The 17,462-nt window shown below is 45.0% G+C and carries 16 protein-coding genes; 1 reads left to right on the top strand and 15 read right to left on the bottom strand.

All coding sequences use genetic code 11. The features are described 5' to 3' along the window. The first annotated feature begins 1,095 nt into the window (after positions 1-1,095). Positions 1,096-1,245 (top strand): hypothetical protein, encoded by a 150-nt coding sequence (locus IEV91_RS11500; RefSeq protein ID WP_188495209.1) that lies wholly within the window; start codon positions 1,096-1,098, stop codon positions 1,243-1,245. Positions 1,246-1,324: 79 nt separating this feature from the next. Here IEV91_RS11500 and IEV91_RS11505 read toward each other — a convergent pair whose 3' ends face one another. From IEV91_RS11505 to purE, 15 genes are all read right to left on the bottom strand, one after another. Then, the gene (locus tag IEV91_RS11505; protein WP_188497554.1) at positions 1,325-1,621 is read right to left on the bottom strand and encodes a YerC/YecD family TrpR-related protein; all 297 of its coding nucleotides are present in this window, start codon (positions 1,619-1,621) and stop codon (positions 1,325-1,327) included. Between the two features lie 32 nt (positions 1,622-1,653). Beyond that, complete coding sequence (locus tag IEV91_RS11510) at positions 1,654-2,706, bottom strand: DUF3048 domain-containing protein (RefSeq protein ID WP_188497555.1); 1,053 nt, start codon at positions 2,704-2,706, stop codon at positions 1,654-1,656. 18 nt (positions 2,707-2,724) lie between these two features. After that, complete coding sequence (locus IEV91_RS11515; protein ID WP_188497556.1) at positions 2,725-4,455, bottom strand: adenine deaminase C-terminal domain-containing protein; 1,731 nt, start codon at positions 4,453-4,455, stop codon at positions 2,725-2,727. A 296-nt stretch (positions 4,456-4,751) separates the two neighbouring features. Next, positions 4,752-6,026 (bottom strand): phosphoribosylamine--glycine ligase, encoded by a 1,275-nt coding sequence (gene purD, locus IEV91_RS11520; RefSeq protein ID WP_188497557.1) that lies wholly within the window; start codon positions 6,024-6,026, stop codon positions 4,752-4,754. Between the two features lie 11 nt (positions 6,027-6,037). Beyond that, positions 6,038-7,576, bottom strand: a complete 1,539-nt coding sequence (gene purH, locus IEV91_RS11525; RefSeq protein WP_188497558.1) for a bifunctional phosphoribosylaminoimidazolecarboxamide formyltransferase/IMP cyclohydrolase — start codon at positions 7,574-7,576, stop codon at positions 6,038-6,040. An 8-nt stretch (positions 7,577-7,584) separates the two neighbouring features. Next, positions 7,585-8,154, bottom strand: a complete 570-nt coding sequence (purN, locus tag IEV91_RS11530; protein ID WP_188497559.1) for a phosphoribosylglycinamide formyltransferase — start codon at positions 8,152-8,154, stop codon at positions 7,585-7,587. Next, positions 8,151-9,170, bottom strand: coding sequence for a phosphoribosylformylglycinamidine cyclo-ligase (gene purM, locus IEV91_RS11535; RefSeq protein ID WP_188497560.1), 1,020 nt, complete (start codon positions 9,168-9,170; stop codon positions 8,151-8,153). The genes purN and purM overlap by 4 nt, the downstream gene beginning before the upstream one ends. 10 nt (positions 9,171-9,180) lie before the next feature. Further along, a complete protein-coding gene (gene purF / locus IEV91_RS11540; RefSeq protein ID WP_373284433.1) occupies positions 9,181-10,608 on the bottom strand; it encodes an amidophosphoribosyltransferase in 1,428 nt (475 codons plus the stop codon). Continuing rightward, the gene (gene purL, locus IEV91_RS11545) at positions 10,578-12,818 is read right to left on the bottom strand and encodes a phosphoribosylformylglycinamidine synthase subunit PurL (protein WP_188497562.1); all 2,241 of its coding nucleotides are present in this window, start codon (positions 12,816-12,818) and stop codon (positions 10,578-10,580) included. The genes purF and purL overlap by 31 nt, the downstream gene beginning before the upstream one ends. Continuing rightward, positions 12,799-13,485 carry a phosphoribosylformylglycinamidine synthase subunit PurQ gene (purQ, locus tag IEV91_RS11550; RefSeq protein WP_188497563.1) on the bottom strand — a complete coding sequence of 229 codons (687 nt, stop codon included), beginning with the start codon at positions 13,483-13,485 and terminating at the stop codon, positions 12,799-12,801. The genes purL and purQ overlap by 20 nt, the downstream gene beginning before the upstream one ends. Beyond that, positions 13,482-13,736 (bottom strand): phosphoribosylformylglycinamidine synthase subunit PurS, encoded by a 255-nt coding sequence (gene purS, locus IEV91_RS11555; RefSeq protein ID WP_188497564.1) that lies wholly within the window; start codon positions 13,734-13,736, stop codon positions 13,482-13,484. The genes purQ and purS overlap by 4 nt, the downstream gene beginning before the upstream one ends. Next, entirely contained in the window at positions 13,733-14,446 is a 714-nt protein-coding gene (gene purC, locus IEV91_RS11560; protein ID WP_188497565.1) for a phosphoribosylaminoimidazolesuccinocarboxamide synthase, read from the bottom strand. The genes purS and purC overlap by 4 nt, the downstream gene beginning before the upstream one ends. Beyond that, entirely contained in the window at positions 14,446-15,771 is a 1,326-nt protein-coding gene (gene purB, locus IEV91_RS11565; protein WP_188497566.1) for an adenylosuccinate lyase, read from the bottom strand. The genes purC and purB overlap by 1 nt, the downstream gene beginning before the upstream one ends. Further along, entirely contained in the window at positions 15,768-16,931 is a 1,164-nt protein-coding gene (gene purK, locus IEV91_RS11570) for a 5-(carboxyamino)imidazole ribonucleotide synthase (protein WP_229745559.1), read from the bottom strand. Before purK ends, purB begins: the two co-directional genes overlap by 4 nt. After that, positions 16,928-17,413, bottom strand: a complete 486-nt coding sequence (gene purE / locus IEV91_RS11575; protein WP_188497567.1) for a 5-(carboxyamino)imidazole ribonucleotide mutase — start codon at positions 17,411-17,413, stop codon at positions 16,928-16,930. Before purE ends, purK begins: the two co-directional genes overlap by 4 nt. Positions 17,414-17,462: the final 49 nt, after the last annotated feature.

The following is a 17,462-nucleotide window of genomic DNA, read 5'->3' on the forward strand; positions in this document are numbered from 1 at the left end:
AGGCGCTTTGGTGACCGTTTTGACTTAGAATCCAGAAAACGGGCTTCAGAAAGGCGCCTTGGTGACCGTTTTCAGAACGAAGAGAACAAATCGGTATCTAAGCAACTTAGGTGTGGTGACACGACTCACCTTGTCTGTAACCTGTGTTAAAAAGTTTTTTTCCAAAATGCTTCGTCAGTACCAAGTGGATTGGAGCGGAAGACGCGAGATTCGGAACACTTATACTGAGTGTGTTCCTCAGCGCCGCTGACTCACGGATGCCTAAACTAGAGTCCTTCGGGAACAGCAACCAGCGTGACTTCACGAGTAAACTTCGAGTTGTCCGAGAAAGCTGACATCGAAGCGATACGAGTAGACGCAGGAACAGGTGACTTTTAATCACAAATATTTTGGAATGCACAGATTAAACATTCCAAAATGAGCTGAGGCAACTAAGGATGCTCGGCTAAAAGCCGTCACGTCATTAAGGAACTTCGACTAAAACCATCACATCCGTGTGACAACGTCGAAGCTAGCACCTCAACCACCCCAAAAAGTAAAGAACACTTTTCGGGACCCCGATTACCACCCCAAAAAGTAAAGAACACTTTTCGGGGACCCCGATTACCACCCCAAAAAGTAAAGAACACTTTTCGGGGACCCCGATTACCACCCCAAAAAGTAAAGAACACTTTTCGGGGACCCCGATGGTGCTTCGAACGCCGACCCTATCCACGTCAAAAAATCGTAAAAAAGACGATTTTTCTGCGAGGATTATTCTCTTAGATGCTTTCCTTAGTTTGTGGGCATGAGGAAAGCGAGCGTTCTGAAGCGGAAATCCACATCTTACTGATGACCTTAATTTTTCTGATCTTTCAAGAAATATGCCGATAAGCGTTCAACTTATAAATTTGTCTGATATTATTAGAAAAACCGGGCGAAATGCATGCCCGGTCCTCATTCAGTTGGGCATTAAAAAGCTTTTTTACCAAAATGCTTCGTCAGTATCAAGTGGATTGGAGCGGAAGACGCGAGATTCGGAACACTTATACTGAGTGTGTTCCTCAGCGCCGCTGACTCACAGATGCCTAAACTAGAGTCCTTCGGGGACAGCACGTGTCCGAAGATCCACTTGGGAAACTCGATTATCATCCCAAGTTAGCTGAGGCCACTAAGGACGATCGGCTAAAAACGTCACGTCCTGTGACAACGCCGACCCTACCCACATCGTGTGGGCATGAGGAAAGCGAGCGTTCTGAAGCGTAAATCCACACCTTCCTGATGACCAGAATTTTATACATTCTTATATTTTAAAAAAAAGACGCCCTAAGGCGCCTTTGAAGTTCTATTCTTTTCCCTTAATTCTTTCGTAAGTCATTTGATAACCGTCATTCCCATAATTAATGCAGCGCTTCACTCTTGAAATGGTAGCCGCACTCGCTCCTGATCCTTCTTCAATTTGATGATATTTATAGCCATCAATGAGCATCCGAGCGACTTGAAAGCGTTGGCCAAGTGTTTGAATTTCCCCCATCGTGCAAAGATCATCAAAGAATCTATAGCATTCCTCTATATCCTTCAAGGAAAGAATGGCTTCGAATAGTTGATTTAATGAATCTCCTCTTAATTTATCAATTTGCATGGTTTCTTCCTCCTTTTATCTTTCACTGTTTTCTAGTCTGTTAACGTCACAAGTTTATCTAGGCCAGGGTCAGATTCAACGATATTAATCCATGTTTGGCCTGGGACAAATTTGACGGCAGTGCCATCTTTATAAGGTAACAAGCGGCCATCAACATTTTTCCATTCGAGCTTTTGAACTTTACCATGTTGAAGTAGGTAGGCAGGTCCACCTTTTGTTAAGTCAATATCACGTCGATAATTATTGTTATTAATAAAAGAATGGTCACTACTCACAATGAAAACATTAGCCGCTGTTAAAGGGGTCTTTGTTTCACGATCTTCTGCCTGTTCACCATTAATGTGTCGATAAAACAAGCCATCCTCTGAATGGTACACATAGCTAACAACATTATCAGAGCTATAGGTGATCGTCGCTATCCCCACATCATTTCCAGGGATCTTACTGACTTCAGCCTTCTCTAAGAAAGGTAATGGCTTAACATCCTGGGTGAGATCATAGCCCTTGGTCTTGGCTCCTTCAATCGCATTGTCATAGGGAAGATAGGAATTATGAGGGGCTTGACGAAAAGAAGCCCTTTTAAACCATGTCCCATCATGATAGAGCCCTTGAATATAATCAATACCACCCGATTTAAGCTTCTTCTCCGCCTGTGGACTCCAGCCATGGGCAATATAAATCGCACCATACCCTTGAGAAAGATCGACAAAATAATGACGCGCACTACGTACCGGACCTATTACTTCAGGTTTTTGGCTTTGAAAAATCGCTAAAAAACGGGTGATGCGCGCTTCGGTGAGGGCTTCATAAACGATATCGGCTTTATGCAGACCCGATTGCGGCCGGGCTAATGCATGATTATTCACCATCACCGCAAGAACCCGACGATTGATGTCATCATCACCCGCGGGTAACCCTGTTAAAGGATAGACCTTGGTCGTTGGCTCTCCTTTTTCAGTCGTTGTCTTTTCAGACGCCTTTGATTTTTCTTGTTCTTTTGTAGAAGCTTCATTGTCCTTTGCGCAAGCTGTTAGTAAAAACAAGAAAGCCAAAACTAGCCCTAAGACATGCAAAGATTTCCGCATAGGCTTAATAGAATCCTCCTATATTGTTGATAACTCTTCAACTGGCTGTAAAATTTTATTTTTCATCACATCCACTAAGCCTAGTGGCGTGATTCTTATATAAGGTAAGTGCGTTGAAGAGAAGAATAACAGACTATAGATTGGGTCAGCAAAATCGTACCCTTTCTCCCTCAATGTGTTGACAAAGGATTGTTCTTCTTGCGCTAGTGTCTTCATCGGCTTATCAGAAAGCCACCCTCTAATTGGAAGTCTTAATTCTGCTATCGATTCTCCTTGTTCAATAAGAACAATGCCACCCTTTATTGTCTTAACTCTTTCAAAAGCTTGTACAATAGCCTTTTTATGTTTTCCAATCAGCAAAAGATCTCCTGTTGAGGAAAAGCTGCTGGCAAACCCTTCTAATTCAGCAAAGCCTTTAACATATGTACTTACTTTCCAATGCCCTTCAACATCGATCAGTGTTAAATAAGAAATGCCTTCTGGCAGTTCCTCTTCCACTGGCGGTGTCTCTAATGTAAAGGGTTTGGTGATCACGGCATTGGCCATATCAAGCCCTAAATCTGATGGAGGCTCAAGCATATCTGGAGTCAATTCCCACGGAATATCAAGGGGACCAAAGACTTCTTTAAAGTCGATTGTTGAGACAGGATACGAGACCTCATCATTTCGCTTCACCCATTCTCCTTTGGCTAAAACAGAAATAGGTGTGGGCTGATTTTGAGCAGACAGAATGTTAATATTGGCCATTCTTCCCGGTTCAAGTGATCCAAGGAGATGATCCAATCCATAATGTCTTGCAATATTTTGCGACGCCATTAGATAAGCCTCCGTGGTTGGCACCCCCTGTTCTAAAGCAATTTCAATGGTTCTGTCCATTATCCCTTGCTCATAAAAATGCGGTGTGGCGCCATCCGTGGTCATATAAAGCCCATCATAATGCTGAAGCCCCTTTTCTACGAGGCCCCTTAAAATCTCTGGGAGATCAGGACGAATAGACGAATATCGTAGTGAGGTTGTCAATCCCATCCGTAAACGCGCCCACGCTTCTTCAGTCGTCATCGCTTCATGGTCACAATCCACGCCTAAAAGTTGGAGCTGTAACAGCGTCTTTTCAGAAGCGCCAGGGAGATGTCCTTCAATTCTTTTTCCCTGTCTCTTTGTCATCTGCATCCATTCTAATAGACGATCATCGCCATGGAGCACCTGTGGCCAAGCCGTCAGCTCGCCGCCCTGAATCACTTGTGGATGTTCGAGCCATCGGCGTATTCTTTCATCTTGATAGGGGTTTTCCCGCAATAAAGTTTGAGCATCGTATCGACACCACCAAAAAAAGCTTGTCGGTAAAGCATTTAAACGCTCAATGATATCAAAGGAACGCTCGTCTGAAAGCAATAGATAAAAGACCAGATTATCACTCACCAAGGTTGTCGTTCCGCGCTCGGCCGCATAGGCAGCCATCGTATAAGGATTATAAAGCTGAAAAGGATGAGCATGGGGTTCAATATAGCCTGGGACAAGAAATTTCCCGCGACAATCTACCTTTTCAATTGTATCCATTTGGGTAGGTAAGCTATCCCCCACATAAACAATTCTATCCTTATAAATCCAAACATGAGCCTGCTCCCATAGTTTTGTATGCGCATTCAAAACTATTCCTTCACGTAATATCTTCGTCGGTTGCAAGTCTCCTCTAATGACAGAAGCTTGTTCACGAAGGTTTTCTTTTTCCCAAGGATGGTAAAACGTCATCCTTATCGCCGCCTTACTATAAAAAAATCAAAAGTTTCTTTTATCATCATACATTAACGCAGTGAATTGTGAAAGTGAAAGGTCAGATTCCCTGACAAATTTTAAGAGAGGCTAGACCTATTGGAAGGAGAAGAAGCCATGAGGTCTTGAACATGACTTACAAATCTTACTGATATAGCGTTGGGGGGATCCTTTTTTGGAGTACTGCCTTACACTTGCAGTTTAAGTACTTAAAGTTAAATACACAGGAGCTCATAAAATGCTCCTGTGTATATCTCTAATTTAAGTCAAGGTTATTAGATTTGGCTTTTGATTACATTTAGTGCACGATGGCCAATATCCTTGCGATAAAAGGTCTGTTCATTGGCGAGTTTAGCCACTTCAGTGCATGCTTGTTCAATCGCTTCTTCTAAGCTGGGTGCCATACGAGCAACAAGCAAGACGCGGCCACCGTTAGTGAGCCACTTCTCTTCATTCCGTTTCGTTCCAGCATGAAACACGAGCGTTTCTTCTGACACTTGATTGAGGTCATTTAGGGCAGCCCCTTTTTCATAGTCCCCAGGATAGCCTTTAGAAGCAAGGACAAAACCACAGGTCGCTTCCTCAGACCACATAAGCTTTGGTTCTTTATCATGGACGAGTGACCAAAACACATCGAAAAGATCGGATGTGAGCCGTGGCAGAACCACTTGTGTCTCGGGATCACCAAAACGACAATTGAATTCAATCACCTTCGGCCCTGCCTCTGTCCACATCAGGCCCGCATATAAAATGCCTTGAAAAGGTCTCGCTTCCTTTATCATGGCTTCAACCGTAGGCTGCATCACTTGTTCCATCGCAATATCAATAGCATAATCTGGCAATTGCGGTACCGGGGAATAAGCGCCCATACCCCCTGTGTTCGGGCCTTGATCTCCTTCAAAAGCGCGTTTGTGATCTTGGGAAAGTACCATCGGATAGACTTTGTCACCATTCACAAAAGCCATTAATGAAAATTCTTCGCCGGTTAAAAACTCTTCGATAACAACGGAGGCTCCTGCTTCTCCAAAACGATGATCATTTAAAGCATCATCTAAAGCATGAAGCGCCTCTTCCATTGTCAGCGCAACCGTAACCCCTTTGCCGGCTGCCAAGCCATCCGCTTTAATTACAATGGGGACACCAACCTTTTCCACATATCGCGCAGCGGCCTCGTAGTCCGTAAACACCTCATAAGCCGCCGTCGGGATTTGATAATCCGCCATCAGCTTTTTAGCAAAGGCTTTACTGCCCTCAATCATCGCAGCCTGTTGTGACGGTCCGAAGATTGTGAGTCCTGCTTCTTTAAAACGATCAACAATACCGCCAACGAGAGGCTGTTCCGGTCCAACAACGGTGAGATCTATCCCTTCCTTTTTTACAAAGGCGATGAGACTCGCAAAATCCGTTTCAGCGATAGCGACACATGTTGCTAGACCTTGCATCCCATCACTTCCAGGCGCCACAAAAACGTCAGTGACTTGTGGACTTTGGCTAAGCTTCCAGACCATCGCATGCTCACGGCCGCCTTTTCCTATAACGAGAACCTTCATAGCTTTTCCTCCTAGTGTTTGAAATGGCGGATGCCCGTAAAGACCATGGCGATGCCGTATTGGTCAGCCATATCAATCGAATCTTGATCTTTAATTGACCCACCAGGTTGAATAATCGCCGTCACGCCTGCCTTCGCTGCCTCTTCAACGGTATCATTCATCGGGAAGAAGGCATCCGAAGCGAGAACCGAACCCTTCGCCTTTTCTCCTGCTTGTTCAATCGCAATTTTCGCGGCGCCCACACGATTCATCTGACCAGCCCCGATACCAATCGTACAATCATCCTTAGCAAGTACAATCGCATTGGATTTAACATGTTTAACAGCCTTCCAACCTAATGCCAAAGCACGCATCTCATCCTCTGTTGGTTTACGCTTTGTCGGATAAGTTAATTCAGCTTCCTCAAGTCCGAGGCGATCACTATCTTGGATCAATAAGCCGCCATGAACCGAGGTTAATTGCTGGCTCTCTTCTTTCGCCTTTTGCTCAAAAGAAACAGTTAACAAACGGATATTTTTCTTTTTAGATAAGATTTCAAATGCCTCTGGTGTATATGATGGTGCAATAATAATCTCTAAGAATATTTGACGAAGGTGCTCGGCCGTCGCGACATCGATCTCTTGATTTGAAGCCACAATGCCTCCAAAAATTGAGACGGGATCTGCTTCATAGGCTTTTTGAAAAGCCGCCTCAATCGTTTCGCCAATGCCAATGCCACAAGGGTTCATATGTTTAACCGCTACAACCGCAGGCTTATCGAATTCTTGAACAATAGAAAGTGCCGCATCAGCATCACGAATATTGTTATAAGAAAGGGCCTTGCCATGAAGTTGTTTAGCTCCTGCAATCGAGGAGGCATCCTCAAAGGCTTCTTTATAGAAGGCTGCCTTTTGATGGGGGTTTTCGCCATAACGTAAATCTTGATTTTTCTCGAAGGTTACCGTAAAGGATTCAGGGAAGGCTTCACCCGTTTTCTTCGTGAGGTAGTCAGCAATTAAGGCATCATAAGCCGCTGTATAACGGAAAACCTTGGCTGCAAGACGCTGGCGCAATTCAAAATCCGTTTCTCCATGGGTCTCTAGGGCTTCGATGACCGTATCATAATCGGCAGCGTCACACACAACCGTCACTGAAGCATGATTTTTTGCTGCCGCCCGTAACATTGATGGGCCACCAATATCGATATTTTCCACCGCATCCTCATAAGTCACATCAGGATTGGCCACGGTTTGCTTAAAGGGATATAAATTCACAGCCACAAGATCAATCGGTTCAATCCCTTGTTCTTTGATTTGCTCAAGATGACTTTCCTTAGATCGATCGGCAAGAAATCCACCATGAAGAGCGGGATGAAGCGTCTTGACACGTCCCTCCAAAATTTCCGGGAAGCCTGTCACATCAGAAACGGAAACAACGGGAAGCCCTGCTGCTTCAATGGCCTTCTTCGTTCCACCCGTAGATAAAATTTCATAACCAAGCTTCGTTAAAGAGTTTACAAAAGGAATTAAGCCTTCTTTATCAAAAACACTTATGAGTGCACGTTTTGTCATGTCCGATTTCACTCCTCATTTAATAATTCAGCAATCACTCTTGGATAAAGCGTATGCTCAAGGTGATGTATTTTATCTGTCAGACTTTCTATTGTCTCACCACGTGATAGCTTCACAGCCTCTTGTGCAATAATTGGCCCCGTGTCCATCCCGTCATCGACAAAATGAATCGTAATCCCCGTCACCTTCACACCCGCGGCAAAGGCTTGTTCAATCGCATGTAGTCCAGGAAATGACGGTAACAGCGAAGGATGAATATTGATGATACGTCCGCCATAGGCTTGAAGTAAAGTCGGACCGATTAACCGCATATAACCTGCCAGGACAACAAAATCTACCTGAGCCTCTTCAAGAGCGGCAAGCACGGCTTTTTCATAGACTTGTTTTGTTTCAAAGCGTTTAGGCTCAGCAACAAAAGCCGGAATATGAAGCCACTCAGCCTTCTCAATCACCGCCGCATCAGGCTTATCACATACAAGCAAAACCAATTCGGCACGAATACTACCAGATCGGATGGCTTCAGCAATCACTTGAAAATTACTGCCCGTTCCCGAAGCAAAAATAGCGAGACGTTTCATAGACTCACTCCCGAGCCTTTAACCACAGTACCGATGGCATAAGCGGATTCACCTAGCGATTCTAGTAAATGAATGAGGGCTTCCTGGTCGGTGCGATTGACGACAAGCACCATGCCAATCCCCATATTAAAGGTGGAAAAGAGATCCGCCTCTGTTAATCCTCCATGCTCCTGTAAGAAAGGAAAAATAGGAGGAATTGGCCAACTCCCTCTGGCAATGTCTACTCCTAAGCCCTCAGGGAGCATCCGCGGAATATTTTCATAGAATCCACCACCAGTGATATGAGCCATGCCTTTGATGTTGACTTGCTCTAGGGCGCGAACAATCGGTTTGACATAAATCCGCGTCGGGGCTAGTAATTCTTCCTTTAGAAGTTTCCCTGTCGTTTTCAGCCTAAGTTCAGGGTCAAGAGCTGCATCCTCCATAATTTTACGGACAAGCGAATAGCCATTACTATGAATGCCGTTAGAGGCAAGGCCAATTAACACATCGCCTTCAGCAATATGTTCTCCAGTAATCTGTTCATCCTTCTCAACGGCCCCGACCGCAAAGCCAGCAATATCATATTCATGTGGGTCATACATACCCGGCATTTCTGCCGTTTCACCACCGACAAGCGCACACCCTGCTTGTTCACAACCATCCGCTACACCCTTGACAATACGTTCAATTTTATCCGGGTCTAATGTGCCACACGCAATATAATCAAGGAAATAAAGCGGGGTTGCCCCTTGAGTGACAATGTCATTGACACACATCGCCACAACATCAATTCCGATGGTGTCATGTTGATCAAAGGCTTGAGCAAGCATAAGCTTTGTGCCGACACCATCTGTTCCCGAAATGAGTACAGGGGCTTTCATATTAAGTTCAGAGAGATCAAAAGCCGCACCAAAGGCACCGATGCCCCCTAAAACACCTGGACGCATCGTGCGCTTAGCATGCCCTTTAATTTTTTCAACAGCTGAATAACCGGCTTCGATATTTACGCCAGATTGTTTATATGCTTCTGCCATGATTGCCTCCTTATACTGGCTGGACTTTCTCATGTGGTAAAAGGGTATCGGGATAAATCTCGGTGGGATATTTCCCTGTAAAGCAAGCCAAGCATTGACCACATTGATTCATTTCTGGATTACGACCAATGGCTTGCTTCATTCCTTCAACACTTAAATATTCAAGGGTATCGGCACCAATCATGTCTCGAATTTCTTCAATTGAATAGGATGAGGCAATGAGCTCACTCTCAGAAGATGTATCAATGCCATAAAAACAAGGGTATTTGATCGGTGGAGAACTAATGCGCACATGGACTTCAGCGGCCCCAGCTTCCCGAAGCATATTGACAATGCGGCGACTGGTTGTGCCCCGAACAATCGAATCGTCTACCATCACCACACGTTTCCCCTCAACAATGCCACGCACAGGGGAAAGTTTCATCTTTACTCCTTGTTCTCGTAATTCCTGAGAAGGCTGAATGAAGGTGCGTCCAACGTAGCGATTTTTAATTAAACCGAGTTCATAAGGAATACCTGAAGCCTCCGCAAAACCAATCGCTGCTGAAATACTAGAATCAGGAACCCCTGTGACAACATCTGCTTCTACAAAGGCTTCCTTCGCTAATTCAATCCCTAAGCGTTTCCGAGCGGAGTGCACATTAATGCCTTCAATATTACTATCTGGTCTGGAAAAATAAATATATTCCATACTACAAATGGCCCGTTCTACGGATGAGGAAAAGCGTTCCACCGACAAGCCGTTATTATCAATCACTAAAAGTTCGCCTGGCTCTACATCCCGCAAATAGGTGGCACCAATGAGATCAAAGGCACAGGTCTCAGAAGCGACAACATAAGCTTCACCGAGCTGCCCTAAAGACAAAGGGCGCAGACCATTAGGATCAAGAGCAACCACCAATTGGTCCTCTGTGAGAATGACAAAGGCATAGGCCCCCTTGATCATGGATAAGGCATTTTTCACTCGATCAGTAAAGCGAAGCGAGCCCCCACGTTTAATCAAATGCGCCAATACTTCCGTATCCGATGTGGTTTGAAAGATACTGCCTTGAGCTTCCAATTGGTACTTCAGGGCATTAGCATTGACTAAATTACCATTGTGGGCAAGGGATAACGAATCTGTTTGTGAGCGAAAGACGAGTGGTTGGACATTGGCATAATCACTGTCACCTTGTGTTGAATAGCGCACATGTCCGATTGCTGCGTGTCCGGTTAGCCCTTGTAAAGCTTCTTCTGAAAACACTTCGTTGACAAGCCCGGTTCCTTTGTGAAAACGCACCCGCTCGCCATCTGTGACACTAATGCCAGCCCCTTCTTGTCCTCGATGCTGAAGACTGTGCAAGCCATAATAGGTAAGCTGAGCCGCATTATCATGACCCCAAATCCCAAAAACACCACATTCTTCATTTAGTTCACGGTCTTTGATTGCATGTAGCACGGTAGGACCCCTTTCCACGCTTGTTCCAGCGCTGAAACTTCAGAATGAATAATCTCTTCTTCCTTATGCTTTATTGATAAAACGCCATCACGAGTCACAGAACCAAGCTTGACTGCATCCTTTACTAGACCTTCAAACGCCTGACTATCTTCCGGCTTCACAGTGACAAGAAAACGCGATTGTGTCTCAGCGAACAACTCGGCCTCTGCTCCCGCTTGAGAATGTAAAGTGAGTACACAGCCAAAATCCGTGCCCATAAGTCCTTCTGCCAGAGCCACTGCTAATCCGCCATCAGAAATATCATGGCTACTGGCGACAAGTCCTTGACGAATGGCCTGTAAAAGCTGATGCTGACGGTTCACTTCGACTTGCAAATCAAGCTGCGGAGGCTTCCCGGAAACCTGCCCAGTAAGTAACTGTTGCACAGCACTCCCTCCAAATTCAGGGGTTGCCGCTCCAATCACATACACTTGATCACCCGCGTTTTTAAATGATGTGGTCGTAATGTGAGCGACATCCTCAACTAAACCCACCATACCAACAACTGGAGTCGGATCAATCGCTTGACCGCGTGACTCATTATAAAGGGAAACATTTCCGCTTATAACAGGGGTTTCTAATCTCCGACAAGCCTCACTCATTCCATCAACCGCTTTTTCAAGCTGCCAAAAGGCTTCTGGTTTCTCAGGGTTACCAAAATTCAGACAATCGGTAATCGCGAGTGGGTTAGCGCCTGAACTGACAATATTACGCGCCGCTTCAGCAACAGCAATTTGACCGCCCATTTCTGGATCTAACCTTAGGAATTTTCCATTACAATCTGTCGTCATTGCTAGTGCTTTGCGTGTGCCACGGACACGCACGACAGCCGCATCGCTTCCGGGTAAAACAACGGTGTTCGTTTGCACCATAGAATCGTATTGATTATAGACCCATTCTTTACTGGCAATCGTTGGTTCCTTCAAAAGCTGAATAAGGGTTTCCTCATAATCTTTGATTTCAGGCTGCCACGGTGTTTGGGCTTGATTTATACGGAAGCTTTCTGGCTCTTGCGAAGGCATATGGTAAACCGGCGCATCATCTGCAAGTGAATCCACGGGGACATCGGCAACGATCCGCCCTTGATGCAGCAGGCGAAAACGTTTGTCTTCAATGACAGTCCCAACAGCGACTGCATGTAAATCCCACTTTTCAAAGATGTCCTGAATCTCTTGTTCCTGGCCCTTTTTCACAACGATCAACATCCGCTCTTGGGATTCTGATAACATCATTTCATAAGGGGTCATGCCGGTTTCCCTTTGAGGGACCTTATCTAAATCCATTTCAATCCCAACACCCGCTTTAGACGCCATTTCACTAGCAGAGGATGTCAAACCAGCGGCTCCCATATCCTGCATGCCCACTAAAGCCTCACACTTAATAATTTCAAGACAGGCTTCAAGCAAAAGTTTTTCCATAAAAGGATCTCCAACTTGGACAGCGGAACGCTTTTCGTCGGACTGCTCTGATAATTCATCCGAGGCAAAGGTCGCGCCATGAATCCCATCACGTCCGGTTGCAGCCCCAACATACATCACTGTATTACCGATCCCAGTCGCCCGCCCGACTTGAATTTCATCATGGTTAATGAGTCCGACACACATCGCGTTCACCAATGGGTTGCCCTCATAAGTTTGATCAAACTGGACTTCACCACCGACGGTAGGAATACCAATACAATTGCCATACCCTGCGATACCTGCAACCACTTCCTCGAATAAGTAGCGCACCCGTTCAGAACTCAGTGGACCAAAACGCAAGGAGTTTAAAAGCGCAATGGGACGAGCGCCCATGGAAAACACATCGCGGATAATACCACCGACACCGGTAGCCGCGCCTTGGTAGGGCTCAATAGCTGAAGGGTGATTGTGGCTCTCAATCTTAAAAACGACGGCCTGATTGTCTCCAATATCCACAATTCCAGCCCCTTCACCTGGTCCTTGAAGGACTAAAGGACCCTCAGAAGGAAACTTCTTCAGCACAGGCTTTGATGTTTTATAACTACAATGTTCAGACCACATGACAGAGAAAAGACCCGTTTCGGTATAATTCGGCTCACGCCCCAAAATACTTAAGATGTGTGCGTATTCAGAGTCTGATAGCCCCATTTCCTTATAAAGGGCTTGCTCCTTAATCTCTAATGGTGATGGTTCACTTTGCAAGAGCGGCATGAGATTCCCTCCAGTGTTCTAAGATCGATTGAAAGAGTTTTAAACCATGATGACTGCCCAAGAGTGCTTCTGTTGCCCTTTCAGGGTGTGGCATCATCCCTAATACATTGCCTTTTTCATTGATAATGCCCGCGATATCTGCGACAGATCCATTGGGATTATCCTTATATCTAAAAACAATACGCTGCTCTGATTCTAGCTGTCTTAAAGTCTCTTCGTCACAGTAATAGTTTCCTTCACCATGGGCGACGGGAATGGAAAGGACTTCACCTTGTTCATAAAGGCTAGAAAAAAGCGTTTGGTTGTTCACCACTTCAAGATCTACATGCTTACAAATAAATTTCAAGGCCCGATTACGCATCATCGCTCCTGGCAGGAGGCCGGCTTCGAGAAGCACTTGGAAACCATTACACACCCCTAGGACTGGCTTGCCCTCCTCAGCATGTTGAATCACCGCCGGCATGATGTTGGAAAAACGAGCAATCGCTCCGGTGCGAAGATAGTCCCCGTAGGAGAAGCCTCCTGGGATCATCACAGCGTCAAACCCCTCAAGCGAGGTTTCATGATGCCAAACATATTCCACATTTTGACCAATACCATCACGGATCGCATAGTACATGTCTCTATCACAATTAGATCCCGGAAAGGCAATGACTGCTGTCTTCACTGGGTAACACCTTCCTCGATCTCATAGCGATAATTCTCAATCACGGTATTGGCTAGAAGCTTTTCACACATGGCTTCAATTTGCGTCTCAATAGGACCATCGGATGCCTCGACTTCAAGTTCAATATATTTGCCAATGCGTACGTCCTGTACTTCTTTGTAGCCTAGATTATGCAAAGCCCCTGCTACAGCCTGCCCTTGTGGATCTAAGACACTTTCCTTCAATGTGATGTAGACCTTTACCTTTTTCATTGTGCTGCCCCCAGTCGCTCAAGAAGTTTACGATATGTTGTCGGGAGATCCCCCAAATCGCGACGAAAAACATCTTTATCTAGCTTTTCACCTGTCACTTTATCCCAAAGGCGGCAAGTATCCGGAGAAACTTCATCGGCAAGGATGAGCTCACCGTTTTCTTGCTTTCTACCAAATTCAAGCTTAAAGTCTATTAACTGAATGCCAAGGTCGTCAAAGTATTGCGACAATACGTCATTTACTTTAGACGCCTGCTGACGAATGGCTTGTAATTCTTCAGTTGTGGCCAGACCAAGTTCGAAGATGTGATCTTCGGTGACCAAGGGATCACCAAGATCATCTCTCTTATAGCAAAACTCTATGATGGTTCTTTCTAGCGGTTTTCCTTCTTCTATACCTAAACGCTTCGCCATACTTCCAGCAGCCACATTTCTTACAATCACTTCAAGTGGAATAATCGTGACTGCACTGACGAGTTGCTCCGTATCGGAAAGCTTGCGAATAAAATGGTTCTTGACTCCGGCCTTCGTCAACTTTTCAAAAATCAACGCACTAATGTCGTTATTCAACTGCCCCTTACCCGCTAAGACTGCTTTCTTTTCAGCGTTAAAAGCCGTCGCATCATCTTTGTAATCGATCAGAAGTTCATTAGGCTGATCTGTTTTATAGACCTTCTTCGCTTTCCCTTCATAGAGCATTGCCAGCTTCATTACGCTTTCCCCACCTTCGTCGTTGTTGTCGTACTAAGACCTAAACGCTCAAAAATCCCATCTACATTTTTCAAATGATAAGTCGCATCAAAGCATCCTTCAATTTCGCTCTCAGATAAGTAATTTGTAATGTTTTCACTCTGCGAGACCAATGATTTAAAGGGCACTTGCTTTTCCCAGGCTTCCATCGCTAAAGGTTGTACGCGATCATAAGCATCCTCACGGCTAAGCCCCTTATCCACAAGACTTAAAAGCACACGCTGTGAGAAGATAAGACCTAAAGTTCTATCCATGTTGCGCTTCATATTTTCAGGGAAAACAGTAAGATTTTTAATAATATTGCCGAAACGATTGAGCATATAGTTCAAAAGGATTGTCGTATCTGGCAAGATAATACGTTCTGCTGAGGAATGAGAGATATCGCGTTCATGCCATAATGGCACATTTTCATAAGCCGTTAACATATGCCCACGAATCACTCGAGCAAGTCCGGTCATATTTTCAGAACCTATCGGATTACGTTTATGCGGCATTGCGGAAGAACCCTTTTGACCCTTGGCAAAGTACTCTTCAACTTCTCGCGTTTCCGACTTTTGCAAACCTCGAACTTCCACTGCAAATTTTTCAATAGAAGTAGCTATCAGAGATAAAGTCGCCAAGTAATGAGCATGACGATCACGTTGTAACGTTTGTGTCGAAACGGGCGCTGCCTTTAAACCTAGCTTCTCGCAAACATAGCGTTCAACAAAAGGATCGATGTTCGCGTAAGTCCCGACTGCACCTGAGAGTTTCCCGAACTGAATGCCATCGGCAGCTGCTTTAAAGCGTTCGAGATTGCGCTTCATTTCTTCATACCACAAGGCCATTTTCAAGCCAAAGGTCGTCGGCTCCGCATGCACCCCGTGCGTCCGACCCATCATGATGGTGTGCTTATGCTCGATCGCTTTGTTCTTCAAGATTTCAATAAAGTTCTCGATGTCTTTAAGCAAGATTTCGTTTGCTTGCTTTAACAGATAAGATTGGGCGGTATCGACCACATCTGTTGAGGTCAGTCCATAATGGACCCATTTCTTTTCTGCACCTAAGGATTCTGACACCGTGCGAGTGAAGGCTACGACGTCATGCCGTGTTTCCTGTTCAATGTCATGAATACGTTCTATGGTGAATTGGGCATTTTCCCGGATGGCTTTGACATCCTCTTTAGGAATGATACCGAGCTCTGACCAGGCTTCACAGGCAACAATCTCGACCTCTAGCCATGCTTTATACTTATTTTCTTCTGTCCAAATGGCACCCATTTCAGGTCTTGTATAGCGTTCAATCATTTAACTTCCTCCACTCTTTCGTTTTCCCATATATTAAGTCTATCAGCCTGTTCTAAGGCTTGCTTTGTTGTCTCAGCCAAGATGGTAACATGCCCCATCTTTCTATCCTTTTTCGCTTGGTCCTTACCATATAAATGAAAATGGACCTTCGAATACTGAGGAATGGCTTCTAGCGCTTTTTCCACATGCTGCCCTAATAGGTTGACCATAACAGCCGGTTTTAATTGCTTTGTTGATCCCAGCGGCCAACCACAAATGGCTCGAATGTGCTGTTCAAATTGTGATGTTTCACAAGCCTCTATAGTATAATGGCCAGAATTATGCGGTCGTGGTGCCAATTCATTAATAAAAACATCCTCATCTGCCGTCATGAACATCTCCACTGCCAGCGTCCCTACAAGATTAAGAGACTTTGAGATTTCTAAGGCCATTTGTGTTGCTTTTTCCTTTACCGCTTCCGAAATCCTTGCGGGCGCAATCGTTTGATGCAAAATATTATGAACATGAATATTCTCAACCACCGGAAATGTCTGAGTCTCCCCATGAGTGCTTCTTGCAACTATTACCGAAAGCTCCTTTTCAAAAGGAATCCATTTTTCTAAAACAAATACGGTTTGCTCGTCGATCCACGAAAAGGCCGTCGCTTCATCCTCTTCCGTTCGGATCACCAATTGCCCCTTACCGTCGTACCCTCCGCGCGTTGTTTTTAACACTGAGGGTCTGCCTATTTCTTTAAGTGCGCTCAATAGATCACTTTCAGTCTTAACACACTTGTAAGGTGCAACCTTTACACCCGCCTTTGTTAGAGCGGCTTTTTCATTCACACGATCTTGTGTAATCTTTAATAACTCGCTACCTTGAGGTAAAAAAGCATCCGACTCCAATGTCCTCGCAACTGTTAAATCGACATTTTCAAATTCATACGTCATGACATCCGAGGCTTGCGCTAACTGTCGCGCGCCTTCAAGATCATCATAAGCAGTCTGTATTGATAGGTCGGCCACTTGGCTGAGGGGATTATCCTTACCAGGATCAAGGACAGCGATTCGAAACCCCATCGCTTTCGCCGAGAGCGCCATCATGCGTCCAAGCTGTCCACCACCAAGAATGCCAATGGTTTTCCCAGGTACTATAAGTGGTGCCATGCTTCTCTCTGTCATAATTGATCACTACTTTCAATCACAGTTTCCATCATTTCTTTTCTATAAGTATCTAAGCGCTCCGCTATATCAGTGGAGAAAGCCGATAATATCTGCGCTGCTAATAATCCAGCATTTTTTGCTCCTGAAGTCCCAATCGCCACCGTTGCCACAGGTATGCCCCCTGGCATCTGAACAATAGACAATAAAGAATCAAGACCATTTAAGGCTTTGGATTGAACAGGAACGCCAATGACAGGCAATGTCGTTTTAGCAGCAACCATACCTGGTAAATGCGCGGCGCCGCCAGCACCAGCAATAATGACTTTCAATCCCCGCTCCCGGGCCTTTTCTGCATAGTCAAACATTAAATCTGGAGTCCGATGAGCAGAAACAACTTTTTTCTCATAGGGAATCTCCAGAAGATCAAGAACATCACATGCTAACTTCATCGTTGGCCAATCAGACCCACTTCCCATGATAATTCCAACTTGAGGGCTCATTATGACTCACCTTTCATGATCTTCATTATTTATTCCATTAAAAAAGCCC

Source organism: Pullulanibacillus pueri (assembly GCF_014639255.1).
Classification (GTDB): domain Bacteria; phylum Bacillota; class Bacilli; order Bacillales; family Sporolactobacillaceae; genus Pullulanibacillus; species Pullulanibacillus pueri.